Genomic DNA, 15,647 nt, shown 5'->3' with positions numbered 1-15,647 from the left:
AGGGATTAAATCCCTTCCAAATATACTAATTTAAACTAAGAGTTATTTTTTTGTAATTTTTTCAGCCATTTTTAAGGCATTATAAGCATTTACTATTTTACCGGATTTAGAAATTTTATCTAAAGTAGTAGGTTCAGCATTTTCGCCCGCTAGGGCAAAAGTGTTGGTTAAAGAAATCCCTGATTCTATTAAAATTTGTTTTACTTGAACAGCTTTTAATTCTGGGTAAAAAGCTCTTATTAAGGCTGCTACTCCAGCAACATTGGGCGATGCCATAGAGGTCCCTTGCAAATATTCATATTGATTATTAGGAACGGTTGCATATATTTTTACCCCCGGTGCAAAAACATCTACATTTACCTTTCCGTAGTTAGAAAAATTAGCCATTACTTTTGATCCGTACTCATAATTTAAAGCGCCTACTGTAATTACGTTATCTGCAAATTCGGGATTACTTCCTTCTGCATCATTAGGGTAATTAGGCTTTACATCAATATTTTCTGCATCATTCCCTGCTGCGTGAACAAAAAGTACATCTTTGGAGGCTGCATATTTAATAGCGTCATAAACCCATTCTTTATTAGGAGAAAAAGCTTTTCCAAAACTTCCATTGATTACTTTGGCTCCATTATCTACCGCATAACGAATAGCTAAAGCAATGTCTTTATCATATTCATCGCCATTAGGAACGGCACGTAATGCCATAATTTGAACGTATTCTGATGCTACACCATCGCCTCCTTTTCCATTACCTCTAGTTTGTGCTATAATTCCCGCTACGTGAGTTCCGTGTTTACCACTTTCTTTCTTAGGCCCTATAACATTGCTATTGCCATATTTTGTTTGGGTAATATCGTAAGGATTATCGCCTACTGGTTTACGTCCATCAAATTCTGTATTTAAATTATAATTTAATTGATCATAAACATAATCTTTATACTCTCCTATTTCAGTATCAAATTTTGCTTTATCTCCTCCCATGTTAGACAATACTTGCCCAATAATATTTTGAGATTGAAGCAATGTTTGATCTGTTGTTTTGATTGTTTTTACCTCAGCAAGAGTATAATTTTTCTTTTTTAAATACTCCGCAATGTTTTTATCTGCATTTACAATTGCGTCTATTTGAGTTTTTTGAGGTTCTAGCTCAGATTTTTTTTGTGTTAAAAGAGCTAAAGCATTTTCATATTGAACGGAACCATCATTCCCTTTTTTCACGATGCGGGTTAATTCTAACTGTTCGTTATCTGCATCCCCTAAAAAGTTCCATCCATGAATATCGTCTATATAACCATTATTATCATCGTCTTTTTTATTTCCTGGAATTTCTTTGGAATTTTTCCAAATGGCTGGTTTTAAATCTTCATGTTCAATATCAATTCCAGAGTCAATAACACCTACAATGATCTTATTTGCTTTTTTCCCTTTTAATAATTGATCATACGCTTTATCAACTCCCATTCCTGGAATCGTATCTTTAATAAGATCTAGATGACTCCAACGTTGTAAGTCTTTTTCCTTAATGGGAGTCATTTTTAAAGGCATTTGATCAATTTTTTTAGGATCAATGCTCACAATTCCTTTTGGCGCACTACAACTAGCAATCATCATTCCTATAGCACCCGTAAAAGTTATCGTTTTTAAAATTCTCATAAATATAATTTTAGGCTGTAAATATCTTATTTATATTAATATCAAAAAGTTGTTTTAACATTAGATTAATATATCCTCTAATTGAAAAGTTTCTTTTAGTCGAACGCCTTTTTCTGTTTTTTCAACTGTTATAATGGGATTATGTGCATCATGCTCCAACCATAAATAAAAGTTTTTTTCGGCTGCTTCGTTCAAAAATTTTTCTTTTTCGGATAGTGTTAACAGCGGGCGAGTATCATATCCCATTACATAAGGCAGAGGTATATGTCCTGCTGTAGCTAACAAATCTGCCATAAAAACGATTGTTTTATCTTTATATTGTATGTGGGGTATCATTTGTTTTTCCGTGTGACCATCAACATATAAAATACCAAAATTCAACTCATCTGAAATTCCATAGTCTGAATCAGACCTTTTTATAAAATTTAAATGCCCACTTTCTTGCATGGGTAAAATATTTTCACTCAAAAAAGAGGCCTTCTCTCTTGGATTGGGCTTAGTAGCCCATTCCCAATGGTTTTCATTAGTCCAATAGGTTGCCTTTTTAAATGCTACTTCATACCCTGTTCTATCTTTATTCCAGTTGACACATCCTCCACAATGATCAAAATGTAAATGGGTCATAAATACATCTGTTATATCCTCTCGATGAAAACCGTATTTAGCTAATGATTTATCCAAAGTATCCTCTCCCCATAAAGAATAATAACCAAAAAATTTTTCGGATTGTTTATTTCCCATTCCTGTATCTATCAAAGTTAACCGGTTTCCTTCTTCAATGAGCATACAACGAGCTGCTATATCTATTAAGTTATTAGAGTCTGCAGGATTGGTTTTGTTCCAAATAGCTTTGGGTACAACTCCAAACATAGCGCCTCCGTCTAATTTAAAATTACCTGATTCTATGGGATATATTTTCATAATGTTCAAACTTTATTTTTATATTCATACATGAAGCCATTGTTTTTGTATAGGCTTTGAGAAGATCTTTTTTATGTCTTTAATTTATGATTAGGAAAGTCAAATATACTAAAAAGATGTATGACGTTTCTCTTATGACTTTACTTACACAAAATAGATATTAAATGGTGTCTTTCTGCGGTATCTTTTCTTAGTGATTTATCAAATTTTGTTTTTTTATCTATTGAATAATTTCTAGAAATTCTAATTGAACTCCCCTTTCAAATGAGCTTTTTCAGTGTTATTTGAAACATTAAAATGGAGTTTGTTTTCTTTGATGTTCACGCTTTATATGATTCATACTGTATTATTTTTAATATTTGAATCATTTTATCATCTAAACAGAGTATTTTTTAATATTTACTTTTTCTTTATCCTTTTATTTCTATTATAAAATCTAACATATAATTTGGATTTCACATTAAGCAATAATTCCAGAATATAAAATTTCTAGAATAAGAATAGTTCTCATTTTTTTAATTCATTAAAAAGGTGCTCAAGTTTCTTATTTTTATTAAAACGATATGTTTTTTTTACGATCAGTTTCTGTATCGTATTAATTCGTTCTTTAGTTATAGGATGTGAGCTCAAAAATTCAGGAACTGATAAAGCTGTAGAGTTTTCTTCTTTTTCTAATGTGGTAAATAAATCTATCATGCCTTTGGGATCTATTTGATTAGCCAACATTAGTTTAAAACCTTCCTCATCTGACTGTGTTTCAAAGTTTCTGGAAAAGGAGAGCGAATACAAACTATCTGCATGCTGTCCTACCACAGACATGATACCATTTATATCTCCTAACATTACTGATAAAAAAAGATACCCTGATAAATCTCTGCATAATAATTTTATTGCATGCCTTTGGTTTACATGAGCTGTTTCATGACCTAGTAAGGCTACTAATTCTTCATACGTTTTTATCTTATCTAATATTCCTTTATAAACCACTATATTTCCATCAGGAAGAGCAAACGCATTTACTATAGGCGAATCTACTATCGTAAAATGTAATTTTTTAGTATTTTTTAATTTTAGTTGGTCTGCAAATTCTTGCAATAATTGAGACTCTTTTTCTTTTTTATTTTCAGTTAAAATAAATTGATTAAAAGCTGAAACTCCCAACTTGTCATCAAAACTTTGAGGTAATAAAACGGCGGCTTTTTCTCCTAACCAGGGAACTACATAAAAATAGCTAAAAATAACAGAAACAAATAAAATCATGGCTATAGAAATAACTATAATTAAATTTAAATTTCTAATTTTTTGATTCCAATCAAGTTGCTTGTTTTCAGACAAATATTGTTTAAATTCTTGTATGAATTTTTGATCCGTTATTTGAATGTTTTGCGAAACATCTAACTTGTAATGCAATACTACTAGATTGGATTGAAAAGTGTGATCCAATTCGTTAATAGACCAATTTAAACAACCTTTTTCTTTATTTTCAAAAAACAGGCAGTTTTTTCTAATATCTAAAAAAAGTTCAACGAAATGGGGTTTAGAAGAAACCCCATCATAATATATAGCTTGTGCCTTAGTTATTGTCATTATATTACTAAATCCATATCTAACATATCTTCCATATCCTCACCTGTAGCATCTTTATAAATCTCTTCTGTTTGATTAATCGTGCTAAGATCAATTGTTCCTTCTAATTGAATAGAGGACAATAGGAACTTCATAATGCGCATTTCAACCCAAGCTGCTCCTATACCAAAAGTAAACATGATAATTAACAAATTGACAATGGCTACCTTAAAAAGTTCTCCCCCAGTAATATTGGTAGAAATTTTTAATTCGTCTTCATCTTTGTACATTTTTAGGTTATTTATATAATATTCAATAATTTCTTTTTGCCACCAAAAACCATAAATACCAAGAGTAAACAAGGTTAAAAAATAACCTTTAATATTTAGTATCAAATAATCGCCCCCATTTCCCTCATACTCCATTTTTATATTTCCTAAACGAATATTTTGAAGAGTATATTTTCTTAAGTTAATTGTAAACCAAGAACCATAAATTCCAAATGTTATTACAGTAAGCCCAAACCATTTTAAGAAATTAATCATTAATTCCTTACGGTTTCCTCTATACCCAAAACGAATCCCTCTCCATGAAGTTCTAGACATTCTGTAACGATAAGACCCGTGTATAGCAAAAGGCACTATAACTAAAATAACACCTACTAAAAATAGGGAAGCAATACTTTCAAAACCTGCATGATAAATTAAACCTAAAAAAACCGCTAGACCTAAAAAAACCGCAATACTTGTTATATATCCTTTAAACATTTCTTTTCCTGTACCATGAAACTCAAAAGGACTCCCGTCTAAGGTCGTTTCACTATACAAATATTTCAACCGTTTTTCTTTTGCCCAAGGATGATAAAAGCCTAGTGTTACAGCATTTAATACCCAATTAAGAATTAAAATTCCAAAATACGTTTCGCCTTTCCCGCAAAAGTCCATACTGTAGCTTTTAGCTTGCTTTAATTTTTGATCCATTCTTTAAATAGTTAATTTGTTTTTGTAACGCAATATAAAGGAATTCAAGAATCTATCATAACTATTTTTTATTATAAAATTGATTACAAAAATGTTAGAGATTATGAAAAAGAATTTTTATGTTGTACCTTTGCAATTAATTTAGACAAAATCAAAATAAGAAATGATAAAAGTTTCAGAATCAGCAAGTAAGAAAATCATGGATATGATGAAAGAAGACGGCTTTGATGCTTCAAAAGATTTCGTGCGTGTAGGAGTAAAAAGTGGCGGTTGTTCGGGCTTATCTTATGAGCTTAAATTTGACAAAGAAACCACCGAAAACGACAAAATTTTTGAAGACAATAACGTTAAGATAGCTGTTGAAAAAAAATCATATTTGTATCTAATAGGCACTGTACTTGAATATTCAGGAGGGCTTAATGGTAAGGGTTTTGTTTTTAACAACCCCAATGCACAAAGAACCTGTGGGTGTGGCGAGAGTTTTTCTCTTTAATTTAAAACATATAGCATTGCAAACAAAAAGAAACCTTTTTCAAAAGATTATGGTTTAATGAAGCCCATTAATAAAGAATAAGTCTTTCTATAACTTCTAAAGAAGATGGAAAGATCCAAAAAAAGAAACGACTAAAGATTGTTAGATACCGTTTCTTCTTATAACAAAAGCTTCAGTTGGAGAATTTATTCTCGCTCTATTTAGCTTTTGATTTGAAGTATATTTCAATAGAAGAATTTGAAAATGAATGCTAAAATTAGTGATATATCAAAGTTAACAAGTGAATTAATAAAGTATCTGGATTCAGCTTTATAACTTTTAACTTTAAAAACATTATATACAAAATGAGTAAATATACCGAAGACGATTTAAAAATAGAACTAGAAAACAAAGAATACGAATACGGTTTTTACACTGATATCGAGTCAGAAACGTTTCCTGCGGGCTTAAACGAAGGTATTGTTCGAGCTATTTCTAAAAAGAAAAACGAACCGGAATGGATGACCGAATGGCGTTTAGAAGCATTTCGTATTTGGAATGAAATGACAGAACCAGAATGGGCTAACGTTCATTATGAAAAACCTGATTTTCAAGCAGTATCATACTATTCCGCACCTAAGAAAAAAGACAAATACAATAGTTTAGACGAAGTAGATCCCGAACTATTAGAAACATTTAAAAAGTTAGGAATCTCAATTGATGAGCAAAAACAACTAACAGGGGTTGCCGTTGATATTGTAATGGATTCAGTATCTGTAGCCACTACATTTAAAAAAACCTTAGCCGAAAAAGGTATTATTTTTTGTTCTATATCAGAAGCTATTCAAGAACACCCTGAACTGGTTCGAAAATATATCGGAACTGTTGTTCCTCAAAAAGATAATTTCTATGCAGCCTTAAATTCCGCTGTTTTTTCTGATGGAAGTTTTTGCTATATACCAAAAGGCGTTCGTTGCCCTATGGAGTTATCAACCTATTTCCGTATTAACCAAGGAGGAACGGGACAGTTTGAAAGAACTTTAGTTATTGCTGATCAAGGCAGCTACGTTTCTTATTTAGAAGGCTGTACAGCACCTAGTCGTGATGAAAATCAATTGCACGCAGCTGTTGTTGAACTCATTGCTCTTGACAATGCCGAAATTAAATACTCAACCGTTCAAAACTGGTATCCAGGAAATAAAGAAGGAAAAGGCGGTGTCTATAACTTCGTAACTAAACGCGGTTTATGCGAAAAGAATGCTAAAATTTCTTGGACACAAGTTGAAACAGGTTCTGCTGTAACCTGGAAATACCCGTCTTGCATACTAAAAGGAGATAACTCAATAGGCGAATTTTACTCTATTGCCGTTACCAACAATTTTCAACAGGCAGATACTGGAACGAAAATGATTCACTTAGGTAAAAACACCAAGTCAACAATCATTTCTAAAGGTATATCTGCTGGAAAATCACAAAACAGCTATAGAGGATTAGTACAAATTAGTTCTCGTGCCGAAAATGCACGTAACTTCTCTCAATGTGACTCTTTATTAATGGGTAACAACTGTGGCGCACATACCTTCCCTTACATTGAATCCAAAAATTCAACCGCAAAAATCGAACACGAAGCCACAACTTCTAAAATTGGCGAAGACCAAATTTTTTACTGTAATCAACGTGGTATCCCTACAGAAAAAGCAATTGCATTAATTGTAAATGGTTTTAGCAAAGAAGTATTAAATAAGCTGCCAATGGAATTTGCGGTAGAAGCGCAAAAATTATTAGAAATTTCTTTAGAAGGGTCAGTAGGATAATGAGCAATTCCGTAATTATAGTTGGTTCATCTCGTAAAAATGGTAATACCACCACAATTGCTGATGCTATTGCAAAGCAATATAAAATGGCTATTATTAATTTAAGTGATTACCAGTTTACTTATTACGATTACGAGAACAAAAATACAACAGATGATTTTCTTCCGCTAATGAAGAAAATCATACAAAAATATGACACCCTTCTATTTGCAACACCAATATATTGGTACAATATGAGCGGTATCATGAAGGTTTTTTTCGATCGCTTTTCTGATTTAATCCAAATTGAAAAAGATTGGGGCAGAAAATTAAGAGGAAAAAAAATGGCCGTAATTTCTAATTCGCATGATTTTGAAAAAGATTTAGACTATAATTTCTATATACCCTTTCAAAAATCAGCCGAATACTTAGGAATGCAATATATAGGAAATAAGCATATTAATGCCGATAATCCTAAGGAATTAAACAACGTAGAATTAGCTTTTTTATAAAATATAAACAAAATGCTTAAGATTAGTAACTTACATGCTTCGATAGAAGACAAAGAAATATTAAAAGGTATCAACCTTGAAATTAAAGCGGGTGAAGTTCACGCAATTATGGGACCTAATGGTGCTGGTAAGTCAACACTTTCTTCTATCATTGCTGGAAATGAAAACTATGAGGTTTCTCAAGGTGAAATTATTTTAGATGGTGAAGAAATTTCTGAAATGGCTCCTGAAGAAAGAGCTCATAAAGGCGTTTTCCTATCATTTCAATACCCTATTGAAATCCCAGGGGTTTCAGTAACCAACTTCATTAAAACAGCCATTAATGAAAAACGTAAAGCAAATGGTGAAGAAGAAATGCCTGCTAACGAAATGCTGAAAAAAATTCGTGAAAAATCAGAATTATTAGAAATGGATAGAAAATTCCTTTCTCGTTCCTTAAATGAAGGGTTCTCTGGTGGTGAAAAAAAACGTAATGAAATTTTTCAAATGGCTATGTTAGAACCTAAAATTGCCATTCTTGACGAAACAGATTCTGGTTTAGATATTGATGCTTTACGTATTGTGGCTAATGGCGTAAATAAATTAAAAAATGAAAACAATGCGGTTTTAGTAATTACACACTATCAACGTTTGTTAGATTATATCATTCCTGATTTTGTTCACGTACTAATGGATGGTAAAATCGTAAAATCAGGCACTAAAGAATTAGCCCTTGAATTAGAAGAAAAAGGATACGATTGGATTAAAAATGAGCTAGCATAAATTTTGTTTCAAGTTTCAGGTTTCAAATTATATGACTACAATAAATAAGTTTGAAAAATTAGAAATCTGGCAAGAAGCACAATTATTAGCCAAAGAAATTCATTTGATCTCAAAAGAAACGGAACTAAAAACTAATTTCAGATTTAAAGAACAAATTAAATCTTCTTCTGGTTCGATGATGGATAACATAGCAGAAGGTTTTGAAACAGATGGAAATATAGAATTCGGACAATTCTTATCTATCGCAAAAGGTTCAGTTGGAAAGTGCCGTTCTCAAATATATAGACTTTATGACTATGAATATATTTCAGAAGATAAATTCGTAGAATTAAAAAATAAATATGAAAATCTAAGCGATAGAATTATTAAAAATTTTATTGCTTATTTAAATAAGAAAGATTTCAAAGGAACCAACTTCCAATAACTTGGAATTTGAAACTTGAAACTTGAAACAAAAGAAGTATGGATTTAAAAGAAAAATTACTTTCCTCTTTTATGGCGTTTGAAGAAAAGGTAGATGTAACCACTGAGTTACACGACCTTCGTACTTCCGCATTGAAAAATTTTGAAGCTAAAGGTTTTCCAACAAAAAAAGAGGAAGCTTGGAAATACACATCGCTGAATACAGTATTAAAAAACGATTTTAGCATTTTTCCTAAAAAAGAAAATGCAGTTGAAATTAAGGATGTAAAAAAATACTTTATCAACAATGTAGACACTTATAAAGTAGTGTTTATCGACGGTGTTTTTAGTACTTTCTTATCCTCAACCACACATGATGGATTAGATGTTTGCTTAATGTCCTCCGCATTAACAAAACCTAAATATAAAATGGTTATTGACACTTACTTTAATCAGATAGCAAGTAAGGAAGAAACATTAACTAGTTTAAACACCGCTTTTGCTTATGAAGGAGCCTATATAAACATCCCTAAAAGCAAAGTAGTTGAAAAACCTATTGAAATTATTTATTTCTCAACGGGCGTTGAAAATGCTCTAATGATACAACCCCGTAATCTAGTTATTGTAGGTGAAAATGCACACGTGCAAATTATCGAGCGTCATCAGAGTTTAAACAAAAACCCTGTATTTACTAATTCAGTAACAGAAGTTTTTGCTCAAAAACGTGCCATTGTGGATTACTATAAAATTCAAAATGATTTACAATCCGCTAATTTAATTGATAATACCTATATTGCTCAAAAACAAGAAAGCCGAGTTTCTGTACATACATTCTCTTTTGGAGGAAATATTACTCGTAACAATTTAAATTTCTATCACCAAGGAGAACGTATTGATTCTACCCTGAAAGGAATTACAATTATTGGAGACAAACAACACGTAGATCATTACACATTAGTTCAGCATGCACAACCAAATTGTGAAAGCCATCAAAACTACAAATGTATCTTAGATGATCATGCAACGGGTGTTTTTAATGGCAAAATTTACGTTGAAAAAGAAGCACAAAAAACAGATGCTTTCCAACAAAACAACAACGTTTTATTAAGTGAAAAAGCATCTATAAATGCAAAACCACAATTAGAAATCTTTGCTGATGACGTAAAATGTTCACACGGGTGCACCATTGGTCAGCTCGACGAAAGTGCCTTATTTTATATGCAACAACGTGGTATCCCTAAAAAAGAAGCCAAAGCATTGTTAATGTACGCTTTTACCAGCGAAGTAACTTCAAGCATAAAAATACCTGAATTAAAAGAAAAAATTGGTAAAATAATTGCCTCTAAATTAGGTGTAAATATGGGATTTGATCTATAAAACACTTGTTCATTTTTATAAAATCTAATGGAAAAGTATTGGCTCAATTCTTACAAAATACTGCTCTAAAATATAAAAACCCCGTTTTAGCTATTCTTGCCAAAACGGGGTTTAATTCTAAAACTATAATGTATTGATTTTGCTAATCAACACCATTTTACTTAGTATAAAAAACAATTAATATTAGTTCAACCCTATATCATCTTTTCAATGTATACCCTCTTGCCCTTCTTGTTTTTTTACATCATCCGTTTTTTCATCCCATTTATCGGAATTCTCTTTTAAATCAGCAAACCAATCTCCCAAAACAGGCAATAATATTTCCGATGTTTTCATACAAGGGTTAAAAAACAAGGAATTGTCTTGTGTTTCTTTGCTTATAATCATATCATTTACATTTACCTTCTGAAAAAGATTCAAAACAACACCAATTAATAAAACTGATTTTAATACGCCAAAAGCTCCTCCTGCCAACGTATTCGCCCAACCTAAAAAAGCAAAACTAGCAATACTCGAAAGCAATTTTGCAATCAAATGAATTCCTAATACAACAAATGCCAAAGTAATAACAAATGCTGAAACTTGAATCGTTTTAGATGACCACAAAACATTTTCTTGTAAAATACCACTTACGAGATACGAAAACTTAATGGCAATAAAAATTCCTACAAAAAAAGCTACTAACGAAGCTAGCTCTACAAACAAACCATTTTTAAATCCTTTATAAAATCCAAAAACCAATAAAGCCCCTATAATAATATCTATAAATCCCATTTTATTTTTTTTCAAATATAACAAAAAGAGAAAACAAGAAAGAAAAAAGAGGGCTATCCTTTATTAGTATTATATTTGCAGAAAGAAGAAAATCTTTTAATCTTTCTTCTTTCCTCTATATAAAAAATGAGTCGAGATATACAATTAAAAAAGCGTTGGGAACAAATTGTTGCGTTCCTATCCAATAAATTTGCCGATGGTGACGAACTTGATTTAGATGCTATTATTTATCTAATAGGCATACAAGAATTAGGTAAATTTAACCAAAACTTTAAAAAAGATGAAAAAATCAATTTAATGCACATAGCTATCTGTAGGCTATTAGAGCCCTATGGGTATTACGAATTTGACTATTTTGATCAAGAAGGTTGGCCTCATTACAAAATAAAAGAAGAACTACCTCCGTTAAAAGCAGGTGAACAATCTGTTTTAATGAAAGAAGCTATTGTGAATTATTTTGTGGAAAAAAAAATTATTGAGTAATCAACACACACGAATGAATAATTAGAAATATAAATTAAACTATTCACTAATCACTAAAAAAAATTAAATTTGCACCTTTCAAAGGAGAACCGATGATAGATAAGATTAAAGAATACATTGCCGAAGCCCAAGCTTTTGATACACAGGATAAGGAAAAGTTAGAAGCATTCCGAATTAAGTTTCTTGGAAGCAAAGGACTAGTAAAAGACATTTTTGCTGAATTTAAAAATGTGCCAAATGATCAAAAAAAAGAATTTGGTCAAATGATCAATACATTAAAAAATACAGCCGAAGAAAAAGTAAAATCAATTCAAGAAGCTTTAGAAAGTAAAGAAGAAGTCAAAGGATTATATGGTGATTTAACACGTCCTTCCGAACCTATTAAATTAGGTTCAAGACATCCTATATCATTAGTTAAAAACCAAATTATTGATATTTTTTCAAATGTAGGTTTTAACGTTTCTGAAGGCCCCGAAATTGAAGACGATTGGCACAATTTTACCGCTTTAAATTTACCGGAATATCATCCCGCACGCGATATGCAGGATACTTTCTTTATTCAAACCAATCCAGACATATTGCTACGCACTCATACATCATCCGTGCAAGTGCGCTATATGGAAAATAACAAACCTCCTATTCGTACCATTTCCCCAGGACGTGTTTTTCGTAACGAAGCCGTTTCTTCACGTTCACACTGTATTTTTCATCAAGTAGAAGGTTTATATATTGATAAAGACGTTTCTTTTGCTGATTTAAAGCAAACTTTGCTTTATTTTACCAAAGAGATGTTTGGCAAATCTAAAATCCGTTTACGCCCTTCGTATTTTCCTTTTACAGAGCCAAGTGCTGAAGTAGATATTTACTGGGGATTAAAAAATGAAATAGATTACCGCATTACTAAAGGAACAGGATGGTTAGAAATCATGGGATGTGGAATGGTAGATCCTAACGTACTAAAAAATTGCGATATTAATCCTGAAGAATACAATGGATTTGCTTTTGGTATGGGTATTGAACGTATTGCTATGTTATTGTACCAAATTGGAGACATTCGTATGTTCTATGAAAATGATGTACGTTTCTTAGAACAATTTAAATCAAGTATATAATTACATAAAGTCAAATATTGAAAGTCAAAAGTCTGAAATAAAACAAGCTTTTGACTTTCTTCTTTTTAATATTAATACTAAAATGAAAAAAGACATTATAATCCCTAAAGTAGAAAATGTATTCTTAGCCGCTGTACAAGAATGGAATGATGATTTTATGGATAAAGTATGGAATGTTTACCTTATTAATGATTCTGATTTTGAATTAGAAAATATTATAGTCGTTTCTAAAGCTTACGGCAAAATAGACGGTGAAATGCGCAAAACATCTTTATTACGTCACGGATTTAAAACATTGCCAAGCGTTTCTGCTTTAAAAATAGAAATGATAGAAAGTAGTGTTCTAGCCCTTAATAATGAGTTTATGGTAACTTATTTCATAGGAAATACACTTTACGACAAAAAATTTACTTTTCGACAAAATACAATTAATGAACGTGCTACCGAAGAAGTTCCTATTTTATGGCAAAATGGAGTGGTAGTAAAGTAAATAAGACGATCTAAAAAGAAGATAATTCCTAATTTTATTTTGTTTAATCTTTTACTTTGGGAGAAAGACTAGGAGAAATCACATAATACCTTTTGTAATGTGACTTCTCCTATCATCAAAAAATAGATTAGATCTTATAAAATTCCTTTATACCGGTTCATTTATTATCTAAAAATCAATCTAATTTTTCTGTTAATTTTTTAAAGACTTTCTTTGCTTCTTTGTTTTCATACAAAACTTGATAAACTGCATCTAATATGGGAGTTTTAGCTTCATATTCTTGATTTAATGCCCAAGCACTTTTTGTAGCATAGTATCCTTCTGCAACCATACTCATTTCCATTTGAGCTGATTTTACAGTATATCCTTTACCAATCATATTACCAAACATACGATTCCTTGAAAAAACAGAATATCCTGTTACGAGCAAATCTCCCAAATAAGCTGAATTATTTATATTTCGTTTCATACGATGTACCTGTTTAATAAACCGCTTCATTTCTCGAATAGCATTGCTCATTAATACCGCTTGAAAATTATCGCCATATCCTAATCCATGAGCAATACCTGCCGCAATAGAATAAATGTTTTTTAAAACAGCCGCATACTCAGTACCTACAATATCATCTGATGTTTTAGTCTTGATATAATAACTAGAAAAATTGGTTGCTACAATCTTTGCTTTTTCCATATCACCACAAGCTATAGTTAAATAAGAAAGTCGCTCTAATGCTACTTCCTCTGCATGACAAGGACCTGTTATTACACCAATATTTTCGTAGGGTATATTGTATTTTGTATGAAAATGCTCTCCTACTATTAAACTACTTTCAGGAACAATTCCTTTAATCGCTGAAAAAATAACTTTCCCATCAAGACTCTCCGTCATTTTTTCGAGTTCAGCACTCAAAAAAGCAGAAGGTATTGCAAAAATTACATAATCAGCATCTTTTACAGCCTTATTAATATCGTTCGTTAGTTGTAATTTATTGATATCAAATGCTACAGAACTTAAGTAGTTTGGATTGTGTTTGTGTAATTTCAAATGCTCTAATGCGTAAATACTTCGCATGTACCAAGCAATTTGATCTACATTTTCACATAACATTTTTACGATTGCAGTAGCCCAACTACCACCACCGATAACAGCAAATTTGGGTTGTGTATTCATACTTTATTACCTCCCTATTCATTTTTAGTACGCCTAGGGCAAACGTTTTGTTATTTACCTATTAGAATGAGATAAAAAATTCTAATACGTAAACTTACTATTTTAAACAAGAAACCAAAGTTACAAAAAAAATGGCACGCATATTGGATAGTTCAGTTAGGAAACCTCAAAATCTTAATAGTATGAAAACAATAAAAATTTTTTTATTGATTATAATAATACCTTCCTTATTTCAGTCTTGTACTCATGAAACAATAATTGAAGACCATCATACTCCCAGTATTACAAACATAAGTTTACCAAAACTAATGGAAAGTTATGATTTATGGCATGTAGATTATAATGCTACAGAAGGTCCTGGTGACATTCCTTTCATAACACGTGCTTTTACTATTTCTTTTTTAAATGGGGCTTTATATGCTAACAATAACTTAACAGGTATTGGATCAACTGGCAACGGATTTGGAATAAGAATAGGAGCCTATAATTATTATCCTAATTCTATTCGTATTTTTCATGATGTATACGGAACATTTGAATTAGAAATAAGTCAATTAACAAATAATAAAATTAGGATACATGATCCTTTCCGAAAAGTAAGCTATTATTTAACGGGATACCAACGAAATAACTTTGGTTATAACAAATTATTTAATGATAACATTCATTACTTTTTACAAGAATATAAAGCTTGGGAAAAAGTGTACACTAGTAGAATAGGTGCTTTAAATGATTTTGATAAAGAAAATTTCATACAATTTCTAGCGGGCGGAACAAACAATCATTTTCGTTCTTCAAAAGACTTACGAGGGACAAATGTAAATAATATATACTGGGATTTTAATGGTTTATATGGTGTTTCAAACAATCTTAATCCTTATACTAAAAATTTAACATTAGATTATGATTTTTGGAACAATGAATCTTTTTCATTAAGCGTTATTAATGACCATCGAATTCGATTGTTTCATAACACAAGTGGTACAACGTATGAATTTGAAGGTAGAGGATTAGTACAATATCTTCGTTTGCCTGTTAGCAAAACAAAAACAGATGTAAAAAATAATTGGGTTAAAAGTTAAGTTACGTTTGTTTTTGGTGTTTAGTAAAAAAGCGCACATTGAATAAATCAAGTGCGCTTTTTGAAATTATATTCTGAACTAATTCAGAATATCAAAA

General features: G+C 31.1%; 16 protein-coding genes. 10 read left to right on the top strand and 6 right to left on the bottom strand.

Annotated elements, in window-relative coordinates; all coding sequences use genetic code 11:
• Positions 1-42 precede the first annotated feature (42 nt).
• From HUE53_RS08555 to HUE53_RS08540, 4 genes are all read right to left on the bottom strand, one after another.
• Positions 43-1,653 carry a S8 family peptidase gene (locus HUE53_RS08555; protein WP_014166663.1) on the bottom strand — a complete coding sequence of 537 codons (1,611 nt, stop codon included), beginning with the start codon at positions 1,651-1,653 and terminating at the stop codon, positions 43-45.
• 60 nt (positions 1,654-1,713) lie between these two features.
• The gene (locus HUE53_RS08550; protein WP_065213823.1) at positions 1,714-2,574 is read right to left on the bottom strand and encodes an MBL fold metallo-hydrolase; all 861 of its coding nucleotides are present in this window, start codon (positions 2,572-2,574) and stop codon (positions 1,714-1,716) included.
• Positions 2,575-3,081: 507 nt separating this feature from the next.
• Entirely contained in the window at positions 3,082-4,161 is a 1,080-nt protein-coding gene (locus HUE53_RS08545; protein WP_097609521.1) for a M48 family metallopeptidase, read from the bottom strand.
• Positions 4,161-5,120, bottom strand: a complete 960-nt coding sequence (locus tag HUE53_RS08540; RefSeq protein WP_014166660.1) for a YjgN family protein — start codon at positions 5,118-5,120, stop codon at positions 4,161-4,163. The genes HUE53_RS08545 and HUE53_RS08540 overlap by 1 nt, the downstream gene beginning before the upstream one ends.
• Before the next feature lie 163 nt (positions 5,121-5,283).
• Between HUE53_RS08540 and HUE53_RS08535 the strand changes: the two genes are divergently transcribed.
• The 6 genes from HUE53_RS08535 to sufD all read left to right on the top strand — a co-directional run bounded on the left by HUE53_RS08535 (position 5,284) and on the right by sufD (position 10,438).
• Positions 5,284-5,613, top strand: coding sequence for a HesB/IscA family protein (locus tag HUE53_RS08535; RefSeq protein ID WP_014166659.1), 330 nt, complete (start codon positions 5,284-5,286; stop codon positions 5,611-5,613).
• A 344-nt stretch (positions 5,614-5,957) separates the two neighbouring features.
• Positions 5,958-7,406 (top strand): Fe-S cluster assembly protein SufB, encoded by a 1,449-nt coding sequence (gene sufB / locus HUE53_RS08530; protein WP_014166658.1) that lies wholly within the window; start codon positions 5,958-5,960, stop codon positions 7,404-7,406.
• Positions 7,406-7,897: a flavodoxin family protein gene (locus tag HUE53_RS08525; RefSeq protein WP_014166657.1), complete on the top strand. Its 492-nt coding sequence runs from the start codon at positions 7,406-7,408 to the stop codon at positions 7,895-7,897. The genes sufB and HUE53_RS08525 overlap by 1 nt, the downstream gene beginning before the upstream one ends.
• A gap of 12 nt (positions 7,898-7,909) precedes the next feature.
• On the top strand, positions 7,910-8,659 hold the full coding sequence (sufC, locus tag HUE53_RS08520; RefSeq protein WP_014166656.1) for a Fe-S cluster assembly ATPase SufC: 750 nt from the start codon (positions 7,910-7,912) through the stop codon (positions 8,657-8,659).
• Between the two features lie 31 nt (positions 8,660-8,690).
• The gene (locus tag HUE53_RS08515) at positions 8,691-9,083 is read left to right on the top strand and encodes a four helix bundle protein (RefSeq protein ID WP_014166655.1); all 393 of its coding nucleotides are present in this window, start codon (positions 8,691-8,693) and stop codon (positions 9,081-9,083) included.
• 38 nt (positions 9,084-9,121) lie between these two features.
• On the top strand, positions 9,122-10,438 hold the full coding sequence (gene sufD, locus HUE53_RS08510) for a Fe-S cluster assembly protein SufD (RefSeq protein WP_014166654.1): 1,317 nt from the start codon (positions 9,122-9,124) through the stop codon (positions 10,436-10,438).
• A gap of 207 nt (positions 10,439-10,645) precedes the next feature.
• Here the strand turns inward: sufD and HUE53_RS08505 are convergent, their stop codons facing one another.
• Entirely contained in the window at positions 10,646-11,212 is a 567-nt protein-coding gene (locus tag HUE53_RS08505; RefSeq protein WP_097609516.1) for a CvpA family protein, read from the bottom strand.
• 126 nt (positions 11,213-11,338) lie between these two features.
• Here HUE53_RS08505 and HUE53_RS08500 point away from each other — a divergent pair, with 126 nt between their 5' ends.
• The 3 genes from HUE53_RS08500 (at position 11,339) to HUE53_RS08490 (ending at position 13,297) form a co-directional block, all read left to right on the top strand.
• Positions 11,339-11,695, top strand: a complete 357-nt coding sequence (locus HUE53_RS08500; protein WP_014166652.1) for a hypothetical protein — start codon at positions 11,339-11,341, stop codon at positions 11,693-11,695.
• Between the two features lie 92 nt (positions 11,696-11,787).
• Positions 11,788-12,807 carry a phenylalanine--tRNA ligase subunit alpha gene (gene pheS / locus HUE53_RS08495; RefSeq protein ID WP_014166651.1) on the top strand — a complete coding sequence of 340 codons (1,020 nt, stop codon included), beginning with the start codon at positions 11,788-11,790 and terminating at the stop codon, positions 12,805-12,807.
• Positions 12,808-12,889: 82 nt separating this feature from the next.
• Entirely contained in the window at positions 12,890-13,297 is a 408-nt protein-coding gene (locus HUE53_RS08490; protein ID WP_065213826.1) for a hypothetical protein, read from the top strand.
• A gap of 175 nt (positions 13,298-13,472) precedes the next feature.
• Here the strand turns inward: HUE53_RS08490 and HUE53_RS08485 are convergent, their stop codons facing one another.
• On the bottom strand, positions 13,473-14,468 hold the full coding sequence (locus HUE53_RS08485) for an NAD(P)H-dependent glycerol-3-phosphate dehydrogenase (RefSeq protein WP_014166649.1): 996 nt from the start codon (positions 14,466-14,468) through the stop codon (positions 13,473-13,475).
• Between the two features lie 182 nt (positions 14,469-14,650).
• Between HUE53_RS08485 and HUE53_RS08480 the strand changes: the two genes are divergently transcribed.
• Positions 14,651-15,550 (top strand): nicotinic acid mononucleotide adenyltransferase, encoded by a 900-nt coding sequence (locus HUE53_RS08480; protein ID WP_192188418.1) that lies wholly within the window; start codon positions 14,651-14,653, stop codon positions 15,548-15,550.
• The last annotated feature ends 97 nt before the right edge of the window (positions 15,551-15,647 follow it).

It is taken from the genome of Flavobacterium columnare (assembly GCF_014844295.1).
Lineage (GTDB): Bacteria > Bacteroidota > Bacteroidia > Flavobacteriales > Flavobacteriaceae > Flavobacterium > Flavobacterium columnare.
The sequence above is the reverse complement of the archived record's forward strand: the minus strand, read 5'-3'. Positions and strand labels throughout refer to the sequence as shown.